We start from the raw sequence: 26,158 nt of genomic DNA on the forward strand, positions 1-26,158 counted from the left end.
TTGGCACTCCAGCGCTGGTCGATTGAGGGGTAAATGAAGCCACGGCCGGCGTGAGGCCGGCCATGGTCATGATAGGGAGTGTCAGTGGCCGGCCTCGCCTATCGCCACCTCGGCAGCCGCGATTGCTGCCTGGCGCTTGGCTATCTGATCGCCGATCGGCGGGCCCTGGAAGCGGCGGTTCTCGAAACCAAACCAAAGCACGGCGGTCAGCACAATGAAGGCCAAGGTGATGTAGAGCACCTTGTCGTTCGGCGGCTGGATGGCGATGTAGAAAATGATCACCATGCCGATAACCGACAGGATGCAAAACAGCTTGAACAGCCCGGCGCCGAGATTCCACGGGCCCGGGTTAGGCCATTTCGCCGTCCCGAAAGCCAGCATGCCGAGCACGATCGGAATGATGAAAGATAGGAACAGGAACACCAGCGTCGAGTTAACCACGATGGTGTAGATGTTGGTGCCGCCGATCGAAATGAACTGGGCAAGAAAGACATAGATGATCTCGAGGGCCGCAGCCGTCCAGATCGCATGGACGGGTGTGCGCCAGGTCGGGCTGACCTTCGCCAGCGAGGCCGAGCCGACCGGCATGCCGCCGTCGCGAGAGAAGGCAAACAGCATGCGCGAGGCCGAAGTCACCGTGGCGAGACCGCACAGGAACTGGGCTATCAGGATTCCCAGATAAAGCAGTTCCTTCAGCCATACCGGCAGGATCGCGTCCATGGTTGCGAAGAACACGGTCCAGCCCTGCTTGGCGCCTGCCGCCAGATCCGGGATCGCCAGAACGATGGCGCACAGCATCACCCAGCCGATTAGCGAGGACCAGACCACGGACGAGACGATCGCTCGCGGAACGGAGTGCGCCGCCTTCAGCGTCTCTTCCGACGTGTGGGCCGACGCATCATATCCGGTGATGGTGTAGACCGGCAGAAGCAGGCACAGCAGGAAGAGGTAGCTCATGGAATCGGTCTGCGGGAACACACCACCACCTGCGTCACCCGAATAGTTGGTGAAGGTCCACAGCCGCGTGATGTCGATCGCCGGAGCAAACACCAGGCAAGCCACGATCAGTACCGCTGTCGTTCCGAGGATGATGAATCCGGAAGCGTCCGTCAGCATGGCGGTCAGCTTGATGCCGAAATGGTTGCACAGCGCCTGCAGCACGGTGATGAAGGCGACGAACCCTACGATCTCGCCCGGCGTGCCGGTGATGCCGAACCAGCTGCCGAACGTTCCGACAAAGAAGAAAGCAGTGCCGATATTGATCGCGCCGAGCACGGTGATCAGGCCGAGCAGGTTGAGCCAGGCGGTGAGCCAGCCGGTGAATCGGTTCCCCAGAATGGACGCCCAATGATAGAGACCGCCGGCGGTCGGAAAAGCCGAAGCGATCTGCGCCATGGCGAGCGCGAAAAATCCGGAGACGGCACAGCCGACGATCCAGCCGATGCCGGCGCCGGCGCCGCCGATCGACGACGTGGCCTGGGCGAAGGAATTGATACCACCCGAGAGGATGCAGATAATCGAGAACGAGATGGCAAAATTCGAGAAGCGACTCATGCTTCGCGACAATTCCTGGGCATAGCCCATTCCGTGGAGGACCTTCAGATCCTCCTTCTTGTCGACTTCCGTGTAGTCTTGCGCTGACATTTTTGTCCCCTTTTTAAGTTCTTAGCTGGCCGATTGAACTGACTTTCCCATTGCACGTTGTCGAGAGCCCCTGGCCGCCTCGGGCTCCAGATCCAGAAAAATGCCTGTGAGCAGATCCGCCCATTTCCGCTGCCCGGTCTCGCCGGATATTTCGTCATTGCGGATTTCGATCATTGCGCAGGCAAGGCCGCGCGAGCGCGCATGGCGCTCCAAAGTGAAATACACGCGGTCGGCCGGCGAATAGGGTTCATTGATGCCGACGGTGACGCCGGCGAGACGCTGCAGCGCCGCTATCAGCGGCGACGCCAGCCGGCGGTCGTCATCATGGATGATGCCGATATGCCAGGGCCGGTTCCTGCCCTTGTAGACCGGGGTGAACGAATGCACCGACACCAGCCGCATCTCCTGCCCGCGCGCCAGCCGGTCGTCGATGATGTTGGCGATCGTGTCATGGAACGGTCGCCACGACAGGGCGATGCGCTCGGCGCGTTCACTGTCCGACAGGCCGGCATTGCCGGGAATGATCGTCGTCTCGCTGATTGGCGGCACCAGGTCGGGCGCATCGAGCGGACGGTTGCAGTCGACGATGAGGCGCGAGATCCGTGTTTCGATGAGCGTCGCATCGAGCGCTTCAGCCATGCGGCTGGCGACCGGCAACGCGCCCGGGTCCCAAGCGATGTGGCGGGAAAGATCTTCGGCGGGCAGGCCCAGCGTGCCGAATTCAGCCGGCAGGAAATTGGAAGCGTGGTCGCAGGTCAGCACGAAAGGGCTGGACCCGCCGGGGTTCGTCACCCCTACGGTATCAGACGATGCAAGGCTGGCGGGCCGTGCTCTCTCCATACTGTCGTCCCCTGGGAGCGCCGTATCTTATGTTACGTATTTTGCCTTATTGCGTCCCTGTGGATGATTTCATACAGTTTATCCGGCTTTGTCAAACGCGATTTCGGGGAAGCGGTGTAGACAGGGCCAAGGGTGGGGAAAACCATGATTTCCAGCATTGCCGAACTGATTTCGGACCGCATCGGCACGATGCCGGCCGGTGAGCGCCGTGCCGCGCAGACACTGATTGCCAATTATCCGCTGATCGGGCTGAAGACGGTCGCCGAGTTCTCGGCTGCCGCCGGCGTATCGTCACCGACGATCCTGCGCTTTGTCTCCAGGCTGGGGTTCCAGAACTATCCCGAATTCCAGTCGGCGTTGCAGGACGAGCTGGCGGCGCAATTGCAGTCGCCCGCATCGCGCACGCTCAACCCGGCGTCCCCAAGCGGTGCGATATCGCCGATGCTGGAAGCGACGCTGGAAAACATGCGCGAGACCTTCCGGCATCTCTCCGACAGGCAGCTTGCCGATATCGCCGCCAGGCTTGCCGAGCGGCGCGGCAAGACCTTCCTGATCGGCGGCCGTTTCACCGATCCACTGGCGCGCTACATGGCCGCCCATCTCGCCATCATCCAGCCCGATGTCTACCACCTTGCTGGCCAGGAAAGCATCTGGCGCGACCGGCTGATCGACATGGGCAAGCGCGACGTGCTGGTGATCTTCGACATACGGCGCTACCAGGACAGCCTGGTGCGCTTTGCCGAGACGGCGCATCAGCGCGGCGTGCAGATCGTGCTATTCACCGACCAGTGGCTGTCGCCGATCGCCCGCTTCGCCCGCCATGTCATCGCCGGACGCACCGCGGTGCCTTCGGCCTGGGATTCCTCGGCGGCATTGTTCGTCGTCGCCGAGACGCTGATCGGCGCCGTCACCAGGCAACTTGAGGCCGACAGCGCCAAGCGCATCCGTGATCTGGAAGGACTGCGCTGACAGCCTCATTCCCGGCCTCAAGCGCGCAACGTTACGCAGATTTAATGTGCATGGCCGCGGCAGAATTGCCATAAAGCCCTGATATTGCCGTGGCTTCGCACGTACCGGGTGCGTCGCTGCGTGTTTTTTGCTTGGGGAAACCGGAAGACGTTTTGCCAACCGGAGTGCCGATGGCCGCCTGGAAACAGATTGTTTTTGCGCTTGTGGTCCTGGTCGCGGCCGCAGCCGCCTGGGCGCGCTTCTTCCCCGGCGCGCCGGAGGTTCTGGCACGCTGGGGCATCGACTGGGCCTATGCCTCGGCACCCGCCACGACCGGCGCAGTCGACACGACGAAACAGGCAGGCGGCCGCAACGCCGCCGGGCGGCCGGCCAATGTCGCTGTCTTGCCGGCGGGCACCGCAACCATCAACGATCGCCTGCAGGCGATCGGAACAGGCCGTGCCAACGCTTCGGTGACAGTCAACCCTTACAGTTCGGGCCGTCTCGTTGAATTTCTCGTCCAGTCCGGCACCCGTGTCGACAAGGGACAGATCATCGCCGTCCTCGATTCCGAAACCGAGGTGATCTCCCAGGATCGCGCCAAGCTCGCTTTGCAGGATGCCCAGGCCAAACTCGAGCGGGTGAAATCGCTGAGGGCCTCCAATGCCGCAACACCTGTTGCCGTCGCCGATGCCGAAGTGGTGCTTGCCGGCGCCAAACTGGCGCTCAGCGATGCCGAACTCGCCTTGCAGCGACGCTCGATCGTAGCACCCATCGCCGGCACGGTCGGCATCCTGCCGATATCGGCCGGCAATTATGTGACCAGCCAGTCGGCGATCGCCACGCTCGACGATCGCTCTTCCATCCTGGTCGAGTTCCTGGTGCCGGAGCGCTTTGCCGCCGCCGTCAAGGTCGGCGCGCAGCTGACGGCGACACCGATCGCCAATCCGAGCAAAGCCTATACCGGCACGGTGTCGGCCATCGACAATCATATCGACGACAAGAGCCGCACCCTTCTGGTCAAGGCGGCGATCGCCAATCCGGCGGACTCGCTGCGCGCCGGCATGTCGTTCGGTATCACCATGCGCTTTGCCGGCGACACCTATCCGGCGGTCAGTCCGCTGGCGATCCTGTGGGGCTCCGACGGCGCCTATGTCTGGCAAATCGCGGATGGCAAGGCCAGACGCGTTCCCGTGCGCATCATCCAGCGCAACACCGAGACCGTGCTGATCGACGCTGAGATCGAGGATGGCGACATGGTGGTCACCGAAGGCACGCAGAGCGTCAGCGAAGGCGGTGAGGTCCGCATCGCCGGCCAGCGTGCCGCCAACGCCGCCGAAGGCTCATGACCGGACCCGCCAACGCCGCCAGCGAAACCGGCTTCACCGCGCTCTTCATCCGCAGGCCGGTCATGGCCTTCGTGCTCAACACGCTGATTGCCGTTGCCGGTCTTGCCGCCTTCTACGGCGTCGAGATCCGCGAACTGCCCGATGTCGACCGCGCCGTCGTCACGGTGTCGACGGCGTTCGAAGGAGCTGCCGCCGAAACGGTCGACCGTGAGCTGACCGACACCATCGAGGGCGCGGTCGCGCGTGTCTCCGGCGTCAAGTCGATCTCGTCGACCTCCTCCTTCGGCCAGAGCCGCGTCACCATCGAGTTCAATGACGGCGTCGATCTGAACGTCGCCGCCTCCGATGTGCGCGACGCCGTCGGCCGTGTCGCCAACCAGATGCCGGACACCGCCGATCCGCCGCGCATCGTCAAGGCCGACGCCAACTCCGATCCGGTGATGCGGCTGGCCGTCACCTCCGATAGCATGTCGGTGCAGGACATGACGGTGATCGTCCAGGACCAGATCGAGGACGAACTGGCCGCCGTGCCGGGCGTCGCCGACGTCCAGGTCTATGGTGATCGCGACAAAATCTTCCGCATCGATGTCGACCAGAACAAGCTGGCGAGCCTAGGCTTCACCGTCGCCGATTTGAGGGCGGCACTTGGCTCTGTGGCCTTCGATTCGCTGGCCGGTTCGATCACCACCACCAACCAGGACTTGATCGTTCGCACCACAGCCGATGTGACGACGCCGGAAGAGTTCGAAAACATCATCATCGGCGGCACGACGCGCATCCGCGACGTCGCCACCGTCACGCTCGGCCCCGACATCGGCCAGACCTCATTGCGCTCCGACGGCAAGACCGGCATCGGCCTTGGCATCATCCGCCAGGCGGAATCGAACACGCTGGATATTTCCACCGGCGTGAAGGCGGCCGTCGCCACGCTGCAGGAAAACCTGCCCAAGGGCATGTCGATCAAGATCACCAGCGACGACGCCGTCTTCGTCAACGGCGCCGTGCACGAGGTCGAGATCGCGCTCGGCCTGTCGATCTCGATGGTGCTGATCGTCATCTACATCTTCCTGCTCGACTGGCGCGCGACGCTGATCCCCGGCCTGTCGATGCCGGTCGCCATGATCGGCACCATCGCCGCCATCTATCTCGCCGGCTTTTCGATCAACATCCTGACCTTGCTGGCGCTGGTGCTGGCGACAGGCCTGGTCGTCGACGACGCCATCGTCGTTCTGGAAAACATCGTGCGACGGCGCAACGAAGGCATGGGTCCCCGCGCTGCCGCCGTGCTCGGCGCCCAGGAAGTGTTTTTTGCTGTCATCGCCACGACGCTGACGCTGGTCGCCGTCTTCGTGCCGATCTCCTTCCTGCCCGGACAGACCGGCGGCCTGTTTCGCGAATTCGGCTTCGTGCTCGCCATGTCGGTGCTGCTCTCCTGCGTGGTAGCGCTGACGCTGTGTCCGATGCTGGCGTCGCGCATGCTGACCGGCGCATCGCTCCATCACGAAGGCGGCCACGGCACTGGCGCCCGCATCGGCGGTGCGCTGAATTCAGCCTACAAGCGCGGCCTGCATGCCTGCCTCGGCGCGCCGTGGATCGTGCTTCTGGTCGCGGTGCTGTTCGCCGCCACCGCCTTCACTCTGTTCGGTACCATCCGCCAGGAGCTGACGCCGAGCGAGGACCGCGCCGTCGTGCTTTTGCGCATCAACGCGCCGCAAGGCGTCAGCCTCGATTACACCGCTCAGCAGATGCAGAAGATCGAGCGGCTGATCCAGCCGCTGCGCGATTCCGGCGAGATCGTCTCCACCTTCGAAAATGCCGGCCAGAACGGCGCCTATAACTCAGGCTTCATGGTGATGACGCTAGCGCCATGGGACGAACGCGCGCGCAGCCAGCAGGAGATCATGGCCGAGATCACCCAGCTGACCCGGCAGGTGCCATCCGTGCGCATCTTCCCGGTGCAGGCCAACAGCCTCGGCATCAGAGGCGCCGGCAACGGCCTGCAATTCGCGCTGGTCGGCAACGACCGCAAGGCGCTGGGCGGCGCCGCGGTAAAGATCATCGCCCAGATGCAGGCCGACCCACGCTTCCAGAACCCGCGCCTTTCCGTCGACCCGACGCAGCCGCAACTTGCCGTGGCCATCGACCGCGAGCGCGCCTCCGACCTCGGCATCGACATCACCGGGCTCGCCAACACGCTGCAGGCGATGCTCGACGGCAATGATGTCGTCGACGTCTACATCGCCGACCGCAGCTACGGCGTGAAGCTGGTCTCGACCACCAACCCGATCAACGATCCGACCGATCTCGAAAACATCTTCCTGAAGACCGCCGACGGCCGCTTCGTGCCGATGTCGACCATCGCCACGCTGACCGAGCGCGCCGTGCCGCCGTCGCTGACGCGCGAACAGCAGCAGCCCTCGGTGGCGATCACCTCTAATCTCGCCGGCAATTTCGCGCTCGGCGATGCGCTCGGCGTCGCCGAGCAGATCGCCACGCCGCTGCTGCCGCCGGGCGGCCGCATCCTGCCGCTGGCCGAAGCCGCGACGCTGGGCGAAACAAACAGCGCCATGGTCACCATCTTCGGCTTCGCGCTGGTGATCATCCTTCTGGTGCTTGCCGCCCAGTTCGAAAGCTTCGTCAGCGCCGTCATCATCATGGCGACGGTACCGCTCGGCCTTGCCTGCGCGATTTTTGCGCTGCTGCTGTCCGGCACCAGCCTCAACGCCTACAGCCAGATTGGCCTGGTGCTTTTGGTCGGCGTCATGGCCAAGAACGGCATCCTCATCGTCGAATTCGCCAACCAGTTGCGCGACCGGGGGCTCGGCGTGCGCGAAGCGATCGAGCAGGCCTCGATCATCCGCCTGCGTCCGGTGATGATGACAATGATCTGCACCATCCTTGGCGGCGTGCCGCTGGTGCTGGCCGCCGGCGCCGGCGCCGAGGCGCGCATCGCGCTCGGCTGGGTCATCGTCGGCGGCCTTGGCCTCGCCACCGTCTCGACGCTGTTCCTAACCCCGGTCGCCTATCTCCTGCTCGGCCGCTTCGTCACGCCGAAGACGCATGAGGAGGCAAGGCTCAAGCGCGAGCTGGAGGAAGCGGCGTATACGAATGTGGAGCCGGCGGAGTAGCGCCCCTCACCCTCCCCCTTGTGGGGAGGGTCGGACCGCAGGTCCGGGGTGGGGGTGCAGCGCCAACCGTCGGAGAGATCATTTCGGCCATCCGAGCCAGACCCCCACCCCGACCCGCTTTGCGGGCCGACCCTCCCCACAAGGGGGAGGGTAAGAGCGTCACGGCTTCAAAAACACCTTCCCGTTCGGCTTGGCCAGTTCGAGCGGCACCTTCGCCATCGCCTCGTCCAGCGGCAGCACTGCCGTCACATCCGTCGACCAGCGCCCGTCGGAAAAGCGCTTCTGCGCTTCCATGATGGCCGGGCCGCGTCTGTCGCGGAACTGTCGCATCCATTCGACCAGCCAGAATCCCTCAATGTGCTTGTGCTGGAAGATCAGTTGGCCGGGCTCGCGGATGACAGTCGTGTCGGGGTCGAGCCGGCCATAGATGATCCAACGCGAGCGCTTCGGCATGGCGTCGAAGATGGCCGACGCCAGCGGCCCGGTCACCGCGTCGAGGAAAATGCACGGCTGTTCGGCCTTGACCACCTCGCGCAGCGCCGCCCTGAAATCAGGCGCCTTCTCGTTGAGCACATGCGCGGCACCGATCTCCTTCAAGAGCGGGATCTGCTCTTCACGGCGAACGGTGACGATCGGCCGATACCCTTCCTCCTTGGCCAGCCCCGCGATCAGCTTGCACAGCTGGCTGGCGCCGGCGGTCATGATGAAGGCTTTTTCGCCGGCCTCCTTGACGATGTCGAACATGGCGAGCGCCGTCAGTGGATTGACGATCAACGCCGCACCGTCCTCGTCGCGAACCGTGTCGAGCAGCGGGATGCAACCGGCAGCTTCGGCGACCGCATATTCTGCCCACGAGCCCCAGTTTGTGACGCCGGTGGCAAAGGCGATGCGCTTGCCGATGAGGCTTTTGGCATAGGGCTCGTCGCCACTGGCAACGACCGTGCCGACGCCCTCGAAACCGGCCGGCTGGCCTTTTACCCGCGGCTGGCCGTACTGGCCCTTGATGAAGGCAACGTCGGACGGATTGATCGAAGCGAGGCTGACCTTGATCAGCACCTGGCTCGGTCCGGGCGCCGGCACGCCGATGCTGCCCGGCGTAAGATAAGGCTCCATCGCCTCCAGCACGCTGCCAGTCGGCGTCCTGGTATAGCCGTCGCCGGTGAGCAGCAGCGCTTTCATTTCGGAGGGGATGGCCATGGCGGGGCTCCTTAAGGTTTGAGGATGAGCTTGCCGGATGCGCCGCGGCCCAGCACGCGTGTCAGCACAGCGGCGGCGTCGGCCAGCGGATACGTGCCTTCGATCACCGGCCGGACCTTGCCGGCGAGATACCAGCCGACAAGCTCCTTCATATTGTCGGCGTAGACACGCGGCTCCTTGGCGGTGAACGCGCCCCAGAACACGCCAACGACCGAAAAGCCCTTGACCAGCGCCAGGTTGACCGGGAATTGCGGGATGGTGCCCGAGGCAAAGCCGATGACCAGCAGGCGGCCGTTCCACGCCATCGAGCGGGCGAGCACGTCGAAGGTTTCGCCGCCGACCGGATCGAAGCCGACATCGACGCCCTTGCCGCCGGTGACCTCTTTCAGCGCCTCCTTGAGATTGTCGTAGCCGAGTGCGATATCGGCGCCGGCTTCGGCGGCAATGCGGCGCTTTTCCTCCGACGAGGCGACACCGATGACTCGCGCGCCAAGCGCCTTGCCGATCTGGATGGCGGCAATACCGGTGGCACCGGCCGCGCCCAGCACGCAGAGCGTCTCGCCTCCCCTAAGCTCCCCGCGCTGCTTCAGCGCATAATGCGACGTGCCGTAGCCGGCCAGCAGCGCGCAGGCATCAGTGGCGGGCATATCAGGCGGCAGCGGCATGACGAAGGGTTCGGCGGCACCCACCCGTTCGGCATAGCTGCCATGGGTCGAGAGTGCGGCGGCGCGGTCGCCGACCTTGACCGATTTCACGCCCGGCCCGACAGCGATCACCCGTCCCGCGACCTCCATGCCGGGCACGAAGGGCAGCGGCGGCTTCATCTGGTAGAGGCCCTGAACCAGCAGGCCGTCGGGATAGTTGACGCCGATCGCCTCGGCCTCGATGACGACCGTATTGCCTTTGGCCTCCGGCTCCGGCCAGTCGCCATAGACGAGCTGGTCGAGCGGAGCGAAATCGCGGGCGATGATGGCTTTCATGCCGTCACACCTTTTCCTGCGTGTATTTCCTGAGCTCGGTCCGCGCCACTTGCCGGCGGTGCACCGCGTCGGGTCCATCGGCGAGGCGCAGGGTTCTCAGATGCGTCCACGAGCGCGCCAGCGGCGTGTCCTGGCTGATGCCTTGCGCGCCGAACATCTGCACGGCCTCGTCGGTGACCTTGAGCGCGACGCGCGGTGCAATGACCTTGATCTGGCTGATCCAGGGGGCGGCGGCACGCGCATCGCCCTGATCGATCATCCACGCCGCTTTCAGGCAGAGCAACCGCGCCATCTCGATCTCCATGCGGCATTCGGCAATGATGTCGAAATTGGCGCCGAGCTTCGCCAAGGGTTGGCCGAACGCCTCGCGCCGGACGGAGCGCTGGCACAGCATCTCCAGCGCCATTTCGGCCTGGCCGATGGCGCGCATGCAGTGGTGGATGCGGCCGGGCCCGAGCCTGCCTTGCGCGATCTCGAAGCCCCTGCCCTCGCCGAGGATCAGGTTGGAGGCCGGCACCCTGACATTGTCGAAGCGAAGATGCATGTGACCATGCGGCGCGTCGTCGTCGCCATAGACGTGCATCGGCCGAAGTTTTGTCACCCCCTTTGTGTCGGACGGCACCAGGATCATCGAATGGCGGCGATGCTGCGGCTCGGCCGTGCTGCCGGTTCGGACCATGACGATATAGATGGCGCAGCGCGGATCGCCGGCGCCGGACGCCCACCATTTCTCGCCGTTCAGAACATAGTCGTCGCCTTGCCGTTCGCAGCGCATGGCGATGTTGGTGGCGTCGGAGGAGGCGACATCCGGCTCGGTCATCAGATAGGCCGAGCGAATCCTGCCTTCGAGCAGCGGTGCCAGCCACGCCTGCTTGTGATCGGCCGAACCGTAGCGCTCCAGCACCTCCATATTACCGGTGTCGGGTGCCGAGCAGTTGAAGGTCTCGGCGCCGAGATGCGCCTTGCCCATCTCCTCGGCGAGATAGGCATACTCGACGGTCGAGAGCCCATAGCCACGCTCGGAGCCGGTCAGCCAGAAATTCCACAGGCCGCGCTCCCTGGCCTTGTTCTTCAACCCTTCGAGAATTTCGGTCTGCCGCGCTGTGTAGACCCAGCGGTCGCCGGCCTTGCCGACCTCGCTCAGAAATTCATGGTCGAGCGGCATGATCTCGTCGCGCACCATGGCGGCGACGCGGGCGTGGATCGGCTTCAGCCGCTCGGTCATGCCGAGAGTCATGTCGCTCATCGCTCGCTAACCTCCATGATGGCTGGACATTTATCCGTGGCAAGGATGACCGTACTTCGGATAGCCTTGTCAACGCGAACTGTTTGCCAGACGGCAAGGGAGAGGCGGAGGATCGTGATGAGCTATCTCGACGAACTGTTTACCGTCGCTGGCAAGACGGCACTGGTCACAGGTGCCGCGACCGGCATCGGCCGCATGGTCGCGACCGCTTTGGTCCAGGCCGGCGCCACCGTGATGATCGCCTCGCGCAAGGGCGAGGATTGCATCAAGGTCGCGGCCGAGTTGAACGGGCTCGGTGCCTCCGGCCGCGCCGAAGGCTTCGCCGGTGACGTCTCCACCGAGGCCGGCATTGCCGCGCTGGTCGCCGAGGTCAAGGCGCGCACCGACAAGCTGCACATCCTCGTCAACAATGCCGGTACATCCTGGGGCGCCTCGCTCGAGGATTTTCCCTACCACGGCTGGGCCAAGGTGTTCGCCGTCAACGTCACCGCTGTCTTCCACCTGACGCGCGAATTGCTGCCGCTGCTCGACGCCGCAGCCAGCGACGCCGATCCGGCCCGCGTCATCAACCTTGGCTCGGTGATGGGCACGCAGCCGCTGGCCGACGATGCCTACTCCTACACGGCGTCCAAGGGCGCCGTTCACCATCTGACGCGCACGCTGGCGATCGAGCTTGCGGCGCGGCGCATCACCGTCAACGCCTTCGCTCCCGGCCCCTTCCAGAGCCGCATGACCGCCTTTGCCACCGGCACCGAGGAAAAGGCCAGACATGTCGGCAGCCATGTCCCCATCGGCCGTATTGGCGTAGCGGATGACATTGGCGGCGCAACGCTCTATTTGTGCAGCCGTGCCGGCTCCTATGTCACCGGCGCCATCCTGCCGATCGACGGCGGGCAGTCGGTGCAGCATGGGCTGACACTGTTCAAGGAATGAGCCGCGGTCGGCGGCAAGTGGAGGAATCGCAGTGGAACCGATCAGTCTCGATGTGCTTTTGGCCAGCGTCGGCAAGGAAGTCGGTGTCTCACCCTGGCGCGTGGTCACGCAGACCATGATCGACCAGTTCGCCGACGCCACCGACGACCACCAGTTCATCCATTGCGACCCCGAGCGGGCAAAGCGCGAGACGCCGTTCGGCGGCACCATCGCTCATGGCTTTCTGTCGCTGTCGCTGCTCTCGGCGATGACCTTCGAGACCATGCCGCCGCTGGAAAAGGGCAAGATGGGCGTCAACCACGGTTTCGATTCGCTGCGCTTCCTGGCGCCGGTGAAGACCGGTTCGCGCATCCGCACCCGTTTCGTGCTGGCCGACGTCAAGGTCCGGCCATCCGGCTGGGTGCAGACGGCGCATGACGTGACCATCGAGATCGAGGGCTCGAAGAAGCCGGCGCTGACCGCGCGCTGGCTGACACTGACACTGATCGAGCGTGAGCCGGAGACCGCATGAGCGGCGGCGCCAATGCGCTGGATCAGACAGCACTTGCGCCCTATCTCGAGGCGCACATACCGGGTTTCGCCGGGCTTCATTCCATCGAAAAATTCAAATCCGGCCAGTCGAACCCGACCTATCTGCTGACCGCCGCCAGCGGCCGCTATGTGCTGCGCGCCAAGCCGCCGGGGCAACTGCTGAAATCGGCACACCAGGTCGACCGCGAATTCACCGTGATGAAGGCGCTTGCCGGCACCGCCGTGCCGGTGCCGAGAATGCTTCATCTGTCGGGCGAGGACTCGCCGATCGGCCGCATGTTCTACGTCATGGAGTTCCTCGACGGCCGCATCTTCTGGGATCCGGCCGTGCCGGAAGCCGCCGGCAACGATGAGCGCGCCGCCCTCTACGATGCCATGAACGCCACGCTGGCGGCGCTGCACGATGTCGATGTCGAAGCCGTCGGGCTCGGCGATTTCGGCCGGCCGGGCAATTACTTCGAACGCCAATTGGCGCGCTGGAGCAGCCAGTATCGCGCCTCCGAGACCGGCACTGTGTCCGACATGGACCGGCTGATCGCCTGGCTGGAGGCGCATATGCCGACCGATGACGGCCGTGTCTCGCTGGTGCATGGCGACTACCGGCTGGACAACATGATCTTTGCAGCCAGTGAGCCAAAGGTGCTGGCGGTGCTCGACTGGGAACTGTCGACACTCGGCCACCCCTTCGCCGACATCGCCTATCAGTGCATGCAATGGCGCCTGCCGCATGCCTCGGGCTTTCGCGGCCTTGGCGGCATTGACCGCGCCGTCCTCGGCCTGCCTTCGGAGGAAGCCTATGTCGCCGCCTATTGCCGGCGACGCGGGCTGGCCGGCATCGACAATTGGGGCTTCTTCCTCGCCTTCTCCTTCTTCCGTTTGGCGGCCATCTGCCAAGGCGTCTACAAACGGGCGCTCGACGGCAACGCCTCCAATCCCGAGAAGGCCAAGACCTATGGCGAGGCGGTGAAGCTGCTGTCGCACCTCGCCGCCAAACTGATCGACAAGGAGACGTAATGGGCCGTTTCGATGGAGCGACCGTGCTGATTACCGGCGCGGCCGGCGGCCTCGGCCGGGGTGCCGCGAAAGGTTTCGCCGCTGAAGGCGCCCGCCTTGTGCTTTCCGACATCGACGACAAGGCGCTGGCCGATCTTGCCGGCTCGCTGCGGGCAGAGACTGCCATCCTTGCCGGCAACATAGCGGACGAAAAGCTGTCCGAGGATCTGGTGAGACTGGCGGCGGACAAATTCGGCCGGCTGGACATCGCCATCAACAATGCCGGCATCGTCCAGAGTTTCGTGCGCCTGCCGCAAGTCGCCTCCGACGAGGCGCGCCGCGTGCTGGAGATCGACCTGCTCGGCGTCTTCTATGCCATGAAGCACCAGATCCCGCAGATGGAGCGGCAGTTCAAATCGGACGGGAAAGGCGGCGCCATCGTCAACATCGCCTCGGTTGCCGGGCTGGTCGGCGCGCCGAAACTGTCGGTCTATGCCGCCGCCAAGCATGGCGTCGTCGGGCTGACCAAGTCGGCTGCGGCCGAATACGCAACCAAGGGCATACGCATCAATGCCGTCTGCCCGGCGCACACGCGAACGGCCATGGTCGACAGCTTCGTGCGCATCTCCGGCGCGCCGGAGGCCGAAGCCCTGGCCGAGCTGACACGCGGCGTGCCGATGAAGCGGGTGGCCGAAGTGGACGAGGTTGTGTCAGCCATCCTGTTTGCCGCTGACCCCGCCAATTCCTTCATGACCGGCCACACGCTGGCCGTGGATGGCGGTGTCGGCGCGATTTGACAACCCCAGATTTGGTAACCCCAGATTTGGTAACCATTGCCGCATGGGAACCTACCGCGCCCTTGTCCGTTTTCGTACAGCGTATATAATTTAGCCAACACCCCACCACATGAAGGCAGACTCACGTGCCGCTGAGCGTCCAGAAACGCCGCGAAAAACAAAAGGCCGAACTGCGTTCCGAGCTGCTCGACGCAGCCCACAAGCTCGTCAAGGAAGAGGGCTATGAAGGCCTGACGATCCGCAAGCTGGCCAACCGGGTCGGCTACGCCCCGATGTCGGTCTATTCCTACTTCGCCGACAAGCAGGACATCCTGTTTGCGCTGGCCGAGGATGCGTTCGAAACACTTGCCCGCAACATCGAGGCGCATCCCTCCGACGACCCGATCGAGGCGCTGAAGGCGGTGATGACCGAGTATGCCGCCTTTGGGCTCGGCAACCCCAACGAATACCGCACCGTCTTCATGACTGAAAAGACCAAGCTGCCGGAGGGCAGAAGCTATGAGGACATGGAAGACGGCAACCCGGCGATGAAAGCGCTCATCTCCAGGGTCGAGGCCTGCGTCGCCGCTGGCAAATTGCACGGCGATGCGCGTGCCATTGCCACCATGCTGTGGGCGGTCGGCCACGGCACCATCTCGTTGCTGATCACCTTTCCGTTCTACCCCTTTGGCGATCCGCAGGCTTTCGTGAAGCGGATGTGCGATTCCACCCTTGCCTCGCTCACCACGCAGGACGTGCCGCCGCTGACCAAGACCCCGGTCAACTGCTGACCACCTGGATATCCCCCACCCGTCCAATTGAACATCCGGCCTGACAGCTTCAGCTGTGTCGGTACGCCGCGATTTTCGGCGTTCAAAAAAAAATTGTCGTACATGTACGTCTTCTGACTTGAAAACCGGTTTCCTCGGACGTATTTGTACGCTGTATCGTACACGTACGAAAACAATTTGCCGATGGAGACTGACATGAACAAGACCCTTCTCGCCCTCGCCGCCGTGCTGGCGCTTTCCGGTTCGGCTTTTGCCGGCAGCAACAATGTTTCGCCCAAGCAGGCCCCGGCTGCCACCTGCGTCGACACCACGACCCATGCCAAGCTCGATTGCAGCGTGACCGGCTCGGTCGAAAAGTCCGACGTCAAGGCCAAGGGCCCGCGCCTCGGCATCGAGATCAACCCGTGGATCGTGCCGAGCACATTCTGAGTTGATTAAGCTCGACCACCAAACAGCACAACGGCTAAGGGCGGCAGGATAATCCCGGCCGCCCGTTTTTCCTCGGCGCAGGCCGGGGTTTTCCTTAACTCAAGCCTGGGCGCAGGCGAGAGATTATTTCTTGCGCGGTTTGCGCCTTGGCACGGTCTTGGCCTTGCCCGGTCTTGCCGGCGCGCCGGAAATGGAGGTCGCGGTGATCGACACCGGATCGCTGGCCGGGAACGTGTCCTCGAGACCTTCCTCGAGTTCCTCTTCGGCATTCGCCTCGTGATGCCGCTCATGCTCCAGCGAGCGCACCGCGGCGCTTTTCCTCGGCGACTTCGGCGCGGATTTCGACGGCATAGGCATTCTCCCTCGACAGGCGCAAGCAGAACGAGCGTACGCGTCAAACGTTCCTACGCCGCCGCGTCGCTGGCTGCCTCCGACAGGAAAGTAAAGACATAGTCCGAGAAGGAACGCCAGCATTCGACCCGGAAGGCGTCGTCCGCCGTGCGCAACAGCAATATCTCGCATTTGCCAAGAATGGTGCGCGACGCCGCGCCTACCGGAAAGGCCTCGAGTGACAGGTCCTGCGGGCAGCCGGCGTTGATCGCCGCCGCAGCCGCCGGCCCAGTGACGGCGAAGGCGACATTGCGATGCGAGATGCCGACCGCCGAATGCAGCGCGGATACCTTGGCGCAGTCGGCCAAAAGATCCTTGCCAGCCTCGTCGATCAGAAACCATTCGTCCGGTCCGAGCCACAGCGCCGTGCGGCCGGCCTTCGAAGCCGAGGTCTTCGGGCTCTTCGACAAGGTCAGTCCGAGCGCCTTTGACAGCGCGGCGACGGAAGCCTCCGGCGCACGCAGCGACATGCGCTCCGCCGGCGGCAGCACCTCGACCTTGACGTTTCTCGCCGAGACGCTGCGCCCGGCCCGGGCCGGGCGGCGCTCGGCCGAGGATGCGTTTGCTTTCACAGCAGCCTTAGCCATTGAGGCGCCCTCCCGTCTCGTCGAAGAACACCATCCCGGTAATCTCCACTTCGATCACCCCGTTCGGCATCGGAACGTAGAGCGTCTCGCCCATCCGGTCGCGCCCGCCGGCGACCAGCGCCAACGCGATGGAGCGGCCGCAATTTTGCGACCAGTAGCTGGACGTGACGTGGCCGATCATCTTCATCGGGATCGCCTGCTTTGGATCGGCGACGATCTGCGCGCCTTCCTCCAGCACCACCTTCGGGTCCTTGGTTTTCAAGCCGACAAGTTGCTTGCGGCCCTTGGCGACCAGATCCGGCCGCGTCAGACCACGGATGCCGACGAAGTCGGTCTTCTTCTTGCCGACCGCCCAGTCGAGCCCGGCATCGTTCGGCGTCACCGTGCCGTCTGTGTCCTGGCCGACGATGATGTAGCCTTTTTCGGCGCGCAGCACGTGCATGGCCTCGGTGCCGTAAGCAGTGGCGCCATGCTTCTGGCCCTCGGCCCACAGCGCTTCCCAGACCGCCTGGCCATAGTCGGCCGGCACGTTGACTTCGAAGCCGCGCTCACCGGTGAACGACATGCGGAACAGCCTGGTCGGCACGCCGCAGATCTTGCCCTCGCGCACCGACATATGCGGCAGCGCCCCATCCGACATATCGATGCCTTCGACCAGCGGCGCAATGATGTCGCGCGACTTTGGCCCCTGCACCGCGATCACCGCCCATTGCTCGGTGATCGAGGTCAGCCAGACATTCAGATGCGGGAATTCGGTCTGGAGATAATCCTCCATGTGGTTCATGACGCGCGGCGCGCCGCCCGTCGTCGTCGTCACATGGAAGCGGTCCGGCGCCAAGCGGCCGACGACGCCGTCATCATAGATGAAACCGTCCTCGCGCAGCATGATGCCATAGCGGCAGCGGCCGGGTTCCAGCTTCTCCCATGGGTTGGTGTAGAGCAGCTCCATGAACTTCGCCGCATCCGGCCCGACGACTTCGATCTTGCCCAGCGTCGAGGCGTCGAACAGGCCGGCATTGGTGCGCACTGCGACGCATTCGCGATCGACCGCGGCATGCATGTCTTCGCCCGCTTTGGGGAAATACCAGGCGCGCTTCCACTGCCCGACATCCTCGAACACCGCACCATGCGCCTCGGCCCAGGGGTGGATCGCGGTCTTTCGCGTCGGGTCGAACAACGGCCCGCGTGCATGGCTGACGATCGCGCCGAAGGTCACCGGCGTATAGGGCGCGCGGAAGGTGGTCAGGCCGACCTCCGGGATCGGCTTGCCCAGCGTCTCGGCGGCAATCGCCAGGCCGTGCATGTTGGAGGTCTTGCCCTGGTCGGTCGCCATGCCGTTGGTGGTGAAGCGCTTGACGTGCTCGATCGAGCGCATGCCTTCATGCACCGCCTGACGGATGTCCTTGGCGGTGACGTCGTTCTGGAAATCGACGAAAGCCTTGACCGTCTTGTCCGGCCCGGCGCCGGGCGCTGCCCCCAGCATGCCGCGCGACCAGCTTTCCGACGCGTCGACCTTTGGCTTCGTGCCCTTCGCGGTTTTCGCGCCGGCGTCTTTCGCCGCCTTGGCGCCGGCCGCATAGGCTTCGTCGATCGACGCCGACAGCCCGTCCGTGCCGTTGCAGGCGCCGACCGAGACGCAGTCCTGCGCATAAATTCCGGGCACGAAGCGCTTGGTCTCGTCGTTGAAGGCGACCTTGCCGCGCGACTGCGAGAACAGATGCACCGACGGCGTCCAGCCGGCCGACATCAGGATCGCGTCAACGGGAATGGTGCGCTCGCCGCCGCCGTTCTTCGGCTGTACGGTCATCGAGGTCACGCGCAATTTGCCGCCGGCGCGGATCACCGCGCGGCCGAAATTGATCTCGATGCCGAGCGCCCGCGCCTCGTCGATCACCGGCCCGGTCGGATGGTCGCGCAGATCGACGATCGCCGCGATGTTGACGCCCGCCTTCTTCAGGTCGATCGCCGCCGCGTAAGCCGAGTCATTGGCGGTGTAGACGCCGACATTTTTGCCGACCGCGACGCCATAATGATTGAGATAGATGCGCGCCGCCGAGGCCAGCATGATGCCGGGGCGGTCATTGTCGGCAAACACCATGTGGCGTTCGATGGAGCCTGTCGCCAGCACCACGCGCTTGGCGCGGACCTGCCACAGCCGCTCGCGCGGCAGATCGTGGCCAGGGCTTTGCAGATGGTCGCTGACGCGCTCGACCAGGCCGACGAAATTCTGCGCGTAATAGCCGAACGCCGTGGTGCGCGAGAGCACACGGACATTGTCCATGCCCTTGAGCTTCGCGATCGCCGCTTGCGCCCAGCCATAGCCGTCCTGGCCGTCGATCTTCGCGCCGGTCTCGAAGCGCAGGCTGCCGCCGAAATCCGCGTGCTCGTCGGCGAGGATGACACGGGCGCCGGTTTCGGCTGCAGCTAAGGCTGCCGCGATACCAGCCGCACCACCGCCCAGCACCAGCACATCGCAATGCGCATAGCGCGACGAATAATGATCGGGGTCGGGCTTGTCAGGCGAAACACCAAGACCGGCCGCGGCGCGGATCTTGGGCTCGTACAGGCTCTTCCAGGCCGCCTTCGGCCACATGAAGGTCTTGTAGTAGAAACCGGCCGAAAACAGCGGCGATGCAATGTCGTTGACCGCGCCGACGTCGAAGGCAAGCGAGGGCCAGCGGTTCTGCGAGCTCGCGACGAGCCCATCATAGAGCTCCTGCACCGTGGCGCGGATGTTGGGCGCCTTGCGCGCCGCGTCGCGCTCGATTTGGACCAGCGCATTCGGCTCTTCCGCCCCGGCCGACAGAAAGCCGCGCGGCCGGTGGTATTTGAACGAGCGGCCGACCAGATGCACGCCATTGGCCAGCAGCGCCGAAGCCAGCGTGTCGCCCTCGATGCCGGTATAGGACTGGCCGTCGAAGCTGAAGCGCGCGGTCTTGGCCTGGCTGAGGCGGCCGGCGCTCGGGATACGGAAGGCGCCGCTCATTTCACAGCTCCCGGAAGCTTGGACGGCTTCGGCTCGCCGGCTTTGTAGGTCATGACGAACTTGTCGGTGACGGTATCGCGCACCGCGTTGAAGAACCGCGCGCAACCATGGATGTGGCGCCAGCGCTCATAGATGATGCCCTTGGGGTTCGAGCGGATGAAGAAGAACTTTTCGAAGTCGTCGTCACTCTCGCCCGCCATGTTGGCCGAGCGCGCGATATGCGCTTCGCCGGCGTTGCGGAACTCGAGCTCCGGGCGCTCTTCCTCGCAATAGGGGCAGCGGATGAGAAGCATTGTTGTTCGTTCCTACAATTCGCCGTGGCCGACATGCGCGCCGGCAGGTTGGTTGCAAAGCCTTTGGCCCATCGCCGCAAATGGCGCGACGAGCCGAATGCGCTCCTCGACGCTTGCGGCGGGGCGAAACAGCTCGCGATACGCGATGTTGCCGATCGTGAGCTGAAACGGATCGGTCGTCACGATGACGCTGCGTGGCTCGAATGTGTCGTCCTCGCCGAGATCGGAAGGCCTGTTCTCCATGAAGATGACCACCTTCTGGCCACCGCTCCACACGCAAGCCAGAATGCCGGCGTCGATCGAAAACGGCCAACTGGCCTCGTTGCCGGCGCGGCTGATCGGCTGCGTGCGGACCTCTTCCGGTGACGGAAGGTGGAACAGGTCCTGTTCCCCCGCCAGCACCAGCGGCATGGCGACAGCCAGCTCCGCCATCATCAGTGCGCCACCGCCGCCGCCGCTGCCTCGTCGATGAGGCGGCCGGTGCGGAAGCGCTCGATGGTGAAGGGCGCGTTGATCGGGTGCGGATCGTCCTTGGCTATGGTGTGGGCAAAGACATGACCCGAACCGGGCGTCGCCTTGAAGCCACCCGTGCCCCAGCCGCAATTGACGTAGAGGCCAGGCACCGGCGTCTTGGCCAGGATCGGCGAGCGGTCGGGCGTGACGTCGACAATGCCGCCCCACGAGCGCAGCATCTTCATGCGGGTGAAGATCGGGAACATCTCGCAGATGGCGTCCAGTGTATGCTGCAAGATGTGCAGGCCGCCGGTCTGCGAATAGGAGACATACTGGTCGGTTCCGGCGCCGATCACCAGCTCGCCCTTGTCGGACTGCGAGATGTAGGCGTGCACCGTGTTCGACATCACCACGCAGGGCACCACCGGCTTGACCGGCTCCGACACCAGCGCCTGCAGCGGATAGCTCTCCAGCGGCATGCGCACGCCGGCCATGTTCATGATCACGGAGGAGTGGCCGGCGGCAACCACGCCGACCTTTTTCGCGCCAATGAAGCCGCGCGTGGTGTCGACACCCATGACCGCGCCATTGGCGGCGCGCTTGACGCCGGTGACCTCGCAATTCTGGATGATGTGGACGCCGCGCGCCGAAGCGCCGCGCGCATAGCCCCAGGCAACCGCGTCATGGCGCGCCGTGCCGCCGCGACGCTGAAGCGCAGCGCCGACCACGGGATACCGCGCCTGCTTGGAAATGTTGAGCGGCGGGCAGAATTCCTTCGCCTGCTCCGGCGTCAGCCATTCATTGTCGATGCCGTTGAGGCGATTGGCGTGGACATGGCGCTTCAGCACCTGGATGTCGTGCACATTGTGCGCCAGCATCATGACGCCGCGCGCCGAATACATGACGTTGTAGTTGAGCTCCTGGGAGAGCCCATCCCACAGCTTAAGCGCATGGTCGTAAATGCCCGCGCTCTCGTCATAGAGATAGTTGGACCGGATGATGGTGGTGTTGCGGCCGGTGTTGCCGCCGCCGAGCCAGCCCTTTTCCAGCACCGCGACATTGGTGATGCCGTGCACGGTGGCGAGATAATAGGCGGTGGCCAGGCCATGGCCGCCGGCGCCGACGATGATGACGTCGTATTCCTTGTTCGGCTCCGGCGAGGACCATTGTTCCTCCCAGCCCTTATGGCCGCGCATGGCCTCGCGGGCGATGGCGAATACCGAATATTTTTTCAACGTTCCAGCCTCGCAAATGGCGGCAGGGCATTCACTCGGCCCCGGCGCGCGAGGTGTATCACTAGCGAAACAGCGCTGCCACCCTTGCGCTGTTTGCGACGGCGCTTGCCGTTTTGCGCCGCGACATCAGGTGGATCAAAGCTGGTTCGCGGCGGCGCCTTCGGCCACACTCCCATCGCATGAGGATTCGGAGGACGACGATGGGCAACGCCTGGTGGAACCTGATACTGCGTTTTCTGCTCGAGCTTACCGCCCTGCTCGGCGTCGGCATGGCTGGCTGGAACCTGTCGGACGGACGGTTGCGCTGGATCCTCGCTCTGGGACTGCCGCTCGTTGCGGCCGTGTTGTGGGGCACCCTCGCCGTGCCCGATGACCCGAGCCGCTCGGGTCGCGCACCGGTGCTGGTGCCGGGCGCTGTCAGGCTGGTGCTGGAACTCATCATCCTGTTCGGCGGCGCGGCAGGATTTCATGCGGCCGGCCATACGACGACGGGCATCGTCATGGCTCTGCTGATCGCCGTCAGCTACGCCTTCTCGCTCGACCGCCTGGCGTGGTTGCTGAAACAATAGGGCCTTTGCCGGTTTCGGGTGGCTGCTCTCCCGCCCATTTGCGACCAAGCATCCGATCGCCGGCGACGCTGGCGCGAAGAAAAAGGATGCCAGCCATGTTCGCACTCGCCAACAAGATCGCCATCGTCACTGGCGCCAGTTCCGGCATCGGCTGCGCCACGGCAAAGCTCTTTGCCGAGGAAGGCGCCAGGGTCGTCCTCGCCGCCCGCCGCCAGGCCGAGCTCGAGCAGCTGGTGGCCGAAATCGGTGAAGCCGACGGCACCGCAATCGCACTTGCCGGCGATGTCCGCGACGAGGCCTACGCAAAGGCCCTTGTCGATCTGGCCATCGAAAAATTCGGCGGGCTCGACATCGCCTTCAACAATGTCGGCGCCGTCGGCCCAATGGGTCCGATTTCGGACCTGTCGCTCAAGGGCTGGCGCGAAACGCTCGACACCAACCTGACCAGCGCCTTTCTCGGCGCCAAATACCAGGTGCCGGCGATGGTCGAGCGTGGCGGCGGATCGCTGATCTTCACCTCCACGTTTGTCGGCCACACCGTCGGCATGCCCGGTATGACCAGCTATGCCGCCAGCAAGGCCGGGCTGATCGGGCTGACACAGACACTCGCCGCCGAATATGGCGCCAAGGGCGTGCGGGTCAACGCGCTGGTGCCGGGCGGCACCGACACGCCAGCAAGCGTCATCAACGCGCCTGATGCCGGACCCGAAGTGGTGGCTTTCGTCGAAGGCCTGCATGCGCTGAAGCGGATGGCACGCCCGGAAGAGATCGCCCGCGCGGCGCTCTTTCTGGCCTCGGATGCTTCGAGCTTCACCACCGGATCGGCGCTGTTTGCCGATGGCGGCATCTCGATCACCCGGACGTGAAGCATTTCGCGGTCACAGCCTGCACCGATCAGCCATAGAGCCCGAAACCGGCCTTGCTTTTTCCACGCGATTTGGCGATTCGGTTTCGAGTGAGGACTTCGAGGACGGACATGCTGCTGATCAGAACCTATATCGCGCAGAGCGCAATCGAAGGCGTCGGCGTCTTTGCCGCCGAGCCGATCAGGAAGGGCGCCTCGATCTGGCGGCTCGATCCGGATTTCGACCGGTTGATCCCGATGGACACATACGAGGCGGCCCCGCCGCACCTCCGCGAATTGCTCGACCGCTACGCCTATCCGAGCCCCGACCGTCCCGGCTTCATGGTCTATGAGGTCGACAATGGCCGCTTCATGAACCATGCCGAGCGGCCGAACACGGATTTCTCGCAATATGGCGGCGCCACCGCCACCCGCGATATATCAGCCGGCGAGGAAATCACCTGCGACTACGGCGAATTCTTCGAGGATTTCGCGCGACTGCACCTGGCCAGCGCCTAGTGGGCGCCCTATCTCGGGGCGACCGTGGCAAATTGGCAAGCGCTCTTCATTTCGAGTGTGGACAGCGGGGCCTGATTCTGCTATCAGCCGCCACAATTCGTGGTGTAAATCGCTGCGGAGGCATGTGGCTATGGCCGCTTGCCTGTTGATATCAAACCCGAAAGACAGGATTGCCCGTGCAGGTACTCGTCCGCGACAATAACGTTGATCAGGCGCTTCGCGCTCTCAAGAAGAAGATGCAGCGTGAAGGCATTTTCCGCGAAATGAAGATGCGCGGCCACTACGAGAAGCCCTCCGAGAAGCGCGCCCGTGAAAAGGCTGAAGCCGTTCGCCGCGCCCGCAAGCTGGCCCGCAAGCGCGCTCAGCGCGAAGGCCTGCTACCGATGACGCCGCGCCCGGTTGCTGCCGGGGCCGCCGGTGGTCCTGGTGGTGCTCCGCGCCCGCCGCGGTTCTGACGCCAATTTTTCGTCCTTTTCGAAGGATAATTTGAGGTGGCGCGATGCGGAATCGCCGCCACCTTTTTGTTTAGAGCGCCGCCTTTTTGTTAGAATGAAGGGCGTTCCCTTGAACGCGCAAACGACGCTCTAGATTTTGTTACGACAATCTGTGGACCCGGCCCGGAGGGGGACCTGGACTGAGCGACGCGACTGAAGTGAGGACAGGGCAGCAGACATGAACGCAATCAGCGTAGAGCGCAGAACCACAATGCGCGGTTTCGCCCTGACGGCAGCCCTGATCTCCGGCCTGGTGCTTGCCAGCTGCCAGAGCGTCCCGACCGGCGAGTTCAACAACATCGACAAGGCGCAAGGCTCGAGCGAGAACATCTCCTCGCTGTCGGCGGTTATCCAGCGCAATCCCCAGGATCCCGAAGGCTACAATGTGCGCGGCTCGGCCTATGGCCGTGGCGGCCAGTATCAGGCGGCGCTGAAGGACTTCGACACCGCCATCCAGCTCAATCCGAATTTCTACCAGGCCTATTCGAACCGGGCGCTGATCCAGCGCTTCCTCGGCAACCAGGCAGCCGCCCTTGCCGACTACAACCGCTCGATCCAGATCAACGGCAATTATGACGCCGCCTATATCGGCCGCGGCAATCTCTATCGCAAGGCGGGCCAGACCCAGCAGGCCTTCAACGATTTCCAGAAGGCGATCCAGCTCGACACGACCGACGCCCGCGCCTACCACAATCGCGGCCTGATCTATCAGAGCCAGGGCCAGCACAAGTTTGCCATCGAGGATTTCTCGACCGCCATCTCGCTGGCGCCGGATGCCGCAGAACCCTATAACGGCCGCGGCCTGTCCTATCTCGCGATGAATGACGAGGACAACGCCTTCTCCGACTTCAACATGGCCATCAAGCTCGACGGCAAGAACGCCGAGGCATGGTCCAATCAGGCGCTGATCTACGAGCGCCGCGGCGACAAGGTCAAGGCGTCGAAGGCCTACCGCGAAGCGGTTCACCTCGACCCGACCTACCAGCCGGCCAAGGACGGCCTGTCGCGCACCGCCACCGCCACCGCCGGCTGATACCCAGCCGGTTCGATGCCCAGCGCGCCGCGCAGCAAAATCGCGATCTCTCTCATCGAGTAGGATTTTGACGAGCCGGTCGAGAAAGCCGCTCAACTGGCCCATTTTGCCGCTGAAGCCGCATCCGGATATGCGCCGCGCCCTTCGCGGCCGGCAGATCGTCAACGACATCGACTTTTACCGGCGGTACCCCGAGGAATTCCACGGCACGGTGCTGATCGATTTGCCGGACCCAGGCCCGCTGGACAAGGCCTGGTCTGCGCTCGGGCGCCTGTGGCCCCACCGAGTTCTCTGGCCAACACGCCATCACTCAATCTTAACCACCGAGGGCAAAGCGTTAACCCTTGCCTTGATCGCGCCAAGTTTTCAACGGAACGCTCCGGGCCGTTCAACCGTTGTTGAAGGCATTCTTCGAAAGGACTGACCCATGATCAAGAAACTCGGCTGCGCCGCAGCGCTCGCCACGACGCTGCTTGCCGTTCCCGCCAGCGCCGGCAAGCTTCAACTCGGCACGCTCGATTGCACCATCGACGGTGGCGTCGGCTACGTCGTCACGTCGAACAAGGGCGTGTCCTGCACCTTCCGCCCCTACCATCATGGGCCGGCTGAGCAGTATACCGGCATGATCTCCAAGCTCGGCGTCGATGTCGGCCAGACGCATCAGGGCCAGTTGGTGTGGGCTGTTCTGGCCGCCACCCGCGGCCATGACGAGGGCGACCTTGCCGGCCATTATTACGGCGTCAACGCCGAGGCGAGCGTGGTGACCGGCGGCGGCGCCAACCTGCTGGTCGGCGGGCTGGACGGCGCCTTTGTGCTGGAGCCGCTCAGCGTCCAGGCCCAGACCGGCGTCAACGTGGCGGTGGCGGTGACCTCGCTGGAGCTGATCCACTCGTTCAAGTAAGTATCGGCAAATCAGGATCGGCTGATCCCTCTACGCACGGCGCGGAACAGTATACTGTTTCGCGCCGTA

General features: G+C 64.2%; 27 protein-coding genes. 16 read left to right on the forward strand and 11 right to left on the reverse strand.

Features of this window, described 5'->3' with window-relative positions; all coding sequences use genetic code 11:
- Positions 1 to 81: 81 nt before the first annotated feature.
- Entirely contained in the window at positions 82 to 1,644 is a 1,563-nt protein-coding gene (locus FJV77_RS06740; RefSeq protein WP_142866060.1) for an amino acid permease, read from the reverse strand.
- A gap of 21 nt (positions 1,645 to 1,665) precedes the next feature.
- Positions 1,666 to 2,484 (reverse strand): N-formylglutamate amidohydrolase, encoded by an 819-nt coding sequence (locus FJV77_RS06745; protein WP_142866061.1) that lies wholly within the window; start codon positions 2,482 to 2,484, stop codon positions 1,666 to 1,668.
- A gap of 144 nt (positions 2,485 to 2,628) precedes the next feature.
- Here FJV77_RS06745 and FJV77_RS06750 point away from each other — a divergent pair, with 144 nt between their 5' ends.
- The 3 genes from FJV77_RS06750 to FJV77_RS06760 all read left to right on the forward strand — a co-directional run bounded on the left by FJV77_RS06750 (position 2,629) and on the right by FJV77_RS06760 (position 7,909).
- Positions 2,629 to 3,453: a MurR/RpiR family transcriptional regulator gene (locus FJV77_RS06750; RefSeq protein ID WP_142866062.1), complete on the forward strand. Its 825-nt coding sequence runs from the start codon at positions 2,629 to 2,631 to the stop codon at positions 3,451 to 3,453.
- A 170-nt stretch (positions 3,454 to 3,623) separates the two neighbouring features.
- On the forward strand, positions 3,624 to 4,781 hold the full coding sequence (locus FJV77_RS06755; RefSeq protein ID WP_142866063.1) for an efflux RND transporter periplasmic adaptor subunit: 1,158 nt from the start codon (positions 3,624 to 3,626) through the stop codon (positions 4,779 to 4,781).
- Positions 4,778 to 7,909: an efflux RND transporter permease subunit gene (locus tag FJV77_RS06760; protein WP_142866064.1), complete on the forward strand. Its 3,132-nt coding sequence runs from the start codon at positions 4,778 to 4,780 to the stop codon at positions 7,907 to 7,909. The genes FJV77_RS06755 and FJV77_RS06760 overlap by 4 nt, the downstream gene beginning before the upstream one ends.
- Before the next feature lie 159 nt (positions 7,910 to 8,068).
- Here FJV77_RS06760 and FJV77_RS06765 read toward each other — a convergent pair whose 3' ends face one another.
- Genes FJV77_RS06765 through FJV77_RS06775 form a run of 3 tightly spaced genes read right to left on the reverse strand, consistent with a single transcriptional unit; the run spans position 8,069 to position 11,332 of the window.
- Entirely contained in the window at positions 8,069 to 9,106 is a 1,038-nt protein-coding gene (locus tag FJV77_RS06765; protein ID WP_142866065.1) for a zinc-binding dehydrogenase, read from the reverse strand.
- An 11-nt stretch (positions 9,107 to 9,117) separates the two neighbouring features.
- Positions 9,118 to 10,086 (reverse strand): NADPH:quinone oxidoreductase family protein, encoded by a 969-nt coding sequence (locus FJV77_RS06770; RefSeq protein ID WP_142866066.1) that lies wholly within the window; start codon positions 10,084 to 10,086, stop codon positions 9,118 to 9,120.
- A gap of 4 nt (positions 10,087 to 10,090) precedes the next feature.
- A complete protein-coding gene (locus FJV77_RS06775) occupies positions 10,091 to 11,332 on the reverse strand; it encodes an acyl-CoA dehydrogenase family protein (protein WP_142866067.1) in 1,242 nt (413 codons plus the stop codon).
- A gap of 117 nt (positions 11,333 to 11,449) precedes the next feature.
- Between FJV77_RS06775 and FJV77_RS06780 the strand changes: the two genes are divergently transcribed.
- The 6 genes from FJV77_RS06780 to FJV77_RS06805 all read left to right on the forward strand — a co-directional run bounded on the left by FJV77_RS06780 (position 11,450) and on the right by FJV77_RS06805 (position 15,785).
- Positions 11,450 to 12,265 carry an SDR family oxidoreductase gene (locus tag FJV77_RS06780; RefSeq protein ID WP_142866068.1) on the forward strand — a complete coding sequence of 272 codons (816 nt, stop codon included), beginning with the start codon at positions 11,450 to 11,452 and terminating at the stop codon, positions 12,263 to 12,265.
- Between the two features lie 25 nt (positions 12,266 to 12,290).
- On the forward strand, positions 12,291 to 12,776 hold the full coding sequence (locus FJV77_RS06785) for a MaoC family dehydratase (RefSeq protein ID WP_281408565.1): 486 nt from the start codon (positions 12,291 to 12,293) through the stop codon (positions 12,774 to 12,776).
- The gene (locus tag FJV77_RS06790) at positions 12,773 to 13,810 is read left to right on the forward strand and encodes a phosphotransferase family protein (protein ID WP_142866069.1); all 1,038 of its coding nucleotides are present in this window, start codon (positions 12,773 to 12,775) and stop codon (positions 13,808 to 13,810) included. The genes FJV77_RS06785 and FJV77_RS06790 overlap by 4 nt, the downstream gene beginning before the upstream one ends.
- Positions 13,810 to 14,586 carry an SDR family oxidoreductase gene (locus tag FJV77_RS06795; RefSeq protein ID WP_142866070.1) on the forward strand — a complete coding sequence of 259 codons (777 nt, stop codon included), beginning with the start codon at positions 13,810 to 13,812 and terminating at the stop codon, positions 14,584 to 14,586. Before FJV77_RS06790 ends, FJV77_RS06795 begins: the two co-directional genes overlap by 1 nt.
- A 125-nt stretch (positions 14,587 to 14,711) precedes the next feature.
- Positions 14,712 to 15,356: a TetR/AcrR family transcriptional regulator gene (locus FJV77_RS06800; RefSeq protein ID WP_142866071.1), complete on the forward strand. Its 645-nt coding sequence runs from the start codon at positions 14,712 to 14,714 to the stop codon at positions 15,354 to 15,356.
- Positions 15,357 to 15,551: 195 nt separating this feature from the next.
- A complete protein-coding gene (locus tag FJV77_RS06805) occupies positions 15,552 to 15,785 on the forward strand; it encodes a DUF680 domain-containing protein (protein ID WP_142866072.1) in 234 nt (77 codons plus the stop codon).
- A 123-nt stretch (positions 15,786 to 15,908) separates the two neighbouring features.
- Here the strand turns inward: FJV77_RS06805 and FJV77_RS06810 are convergent, their stop codons facing one another.
- From FJV77_RS06810 to FJV77_RS06835, 6 genes are read right to left on the reverse strand one after another with little or no spacing between them, the layout of a single operon-like run.
- On the reverse strand, positions 15,909 to 16,136 hold the full coding sequence (locus FJV77_RS06810; RefSeq protein ID WP_142866073.1) for a hypothetical protein: 228 nt from the start codon (positions 16,134 to 16,136) through the stop codon (positions 15,909 to 15,911).
- A gap of 53 nt (positions 16,137 to 16,189) precedes the next feature.
- Positions 16,190 to 16,762, reverse strand: a complete 573-nt coding sequence (locus FJV77_RS06815; RefSeq protein WP_142866074.1) for a sarcosine oxidase subunit gamma — start codon at positions 16,760 to 16,762, stop codon at positions 16,190 to 16,192.
- On the reverse strand, positions 16,755 to 19,748 hold the full coding sequence (locus FJV77_RS06820; protein ID WP_142866075.1) for a sarcosine oxidase subunit alpha: 2,994 nt from the start codon (positions 19,746 to 19,748) through the stop codon (positions 16,755 to 16,757). The genes FJV77_RS06815 and FJV77_RS06820 overlap by 8 nt, the downstream gene beginning before the upstream one ends.
- Positions 19,745 to 20,041 carry a sarcosine oxidase subunit delta gene (locus tag FJV77_RS06825; protein ID WP_112559219.1) on the reverse strand — a complete coding sequence of 99 codons (297 nt, stop codon included), beginning with the start codon at positions 20,039 to 20,041 and terminating at the stop codon, positions 19,745 to 19,747. Before FJV77_RS06825 ends, FJV77_RS06820 begins: the two co-directional genes overlap by 4 nt.
- Before the next feature lie 12 nt (positions 20,042 to 20,053).
- Entirely contained in the window at positions 20,054 to 20,476 is a 423-nt protein-coding gene (locus FJV77_RS06830) for a hypothetical protein (RefSeq protein WP_142866076.1), read from the reverse strand.
- Complete coding sequence (locus FJV77_RS06835) at positions 20,476 to 21,729, reverse strand: sarcosine oxidase subunit beta (protein ID WP_112559217.1); 1,254 nt, start codon at positions 21,727 to 21,729, stop codon at positions 20,476 to 20,478. The genes FJV77_RS06830 and FJV77_RS06835 overlap by 1 nt, the downstream gene beginning before the upstream one ends.
- 200 nt (positions 21,730 to 21,929) lie before the next feature.
- On the opposite strand from FJV77_RS06835, the gene FJV77_RS06840 reads away from it, so the two are divergent.
- From FJV77_RS06840 to FJV77_RS06870, 7 genes are all read left to right on the forward strand, one after another.
- Positions 21,930 to 22,298 (forward strand): YrdB family protein, encoded by a 369-nt coding sequence (locus FJV77_RS06840; protein WP_142866077.1) that lies wholly within the window; start codon positions 21,930 to 21,932, stop codon positions 22,296 to 22,298.
- Positions 22,299 to 22,393: 95 nt separating this feature from the next.
- The gene (locus tag FJV77_RS06845) at positions 22,394 to 23,164 is read left to right on the forward strand and encodes an SDR family oxidoreductase (protein ID WP_142866078.1); all 771 of its coding nucleotides are present in this window, start codon (positions 22,394 to 22,396) and stop codon (positions 23,162 to 23,164) included.
- A gap of 110 nt (positions 23,165 to 23,274) precedes the next feature.
- On the forward strand, positions 23,275 to 23,661 hold the full coding sequence (locus FJV77_RS06850) for an SET domain-containing protein-lysine N-methyltransferase (RefSeq protein ID WP_142866079.1): 387 nt from the start codon (positions 23,275 to 23,277) through the stop codon (positions 23,659 to 23,661).
- A gap of 176 nt (positions 23,662 to 23,837) precedes the next feature.
- Positions 23,838 to 24,116, forward strand: coding sequence for a 30S ribosomal protein S21 (gene rpsU / locus FJV77_RS06855; RefSeq protein WP_023671138.1), 279 nt, complete (start codon positions 23,838 to 23,840; stop codon positions 24,114 to 24,116).
- 217 nt (positions 24,117 to 24,333) lie between these two features.
- On the forward strand, positions 24,334 to 25,188 hold the full coding sequence (locus FJV77_RS06860; RefSeq protein ID WP_142866080.1) for a tetratricopeptide repeat protein: 855 nt from the start codon (positions 24,334 to 24,336) through the stop codon (positions 25,186 to 25,188).
- Between the two features lie 67 nt (positions 25,189 to 25,255).
- On the forward strand, positions 25,256 to 25,612 hold the full coding sequence (locus FJV77_RS06865) for a hypothetical protein (protein WP_142866081.1): 357 nt from the start codon (positions 25,256 to 25,258) through the stop codon (positions 25,610 to 25,612).
- A gap of 3 nt (positions 25,613 to 25,615) precedes the next feature.
- Complete coding sequence (locus FJV77_RS06870) at positions 25,616 to 26,089, forward strand: DUF992 domain-containing protein (protein WP_142866082.1); 474 nt, start codon at positions 25,616 to 25,618, stop codon at positions 26,087 to 26,089.
- Positions 26,090 to 26,158: the final 69 nt, after the last annotated feature.

It is taken from the genome of Mesorhizobium sp. WSM4306 (assembly GCF_007003975.1).
Lineage (GTDB): Bacteria > Pseudomonadota > Alphaproteobacteria > Rhizobiales > Rhizobiaceae > Mesorhizobium.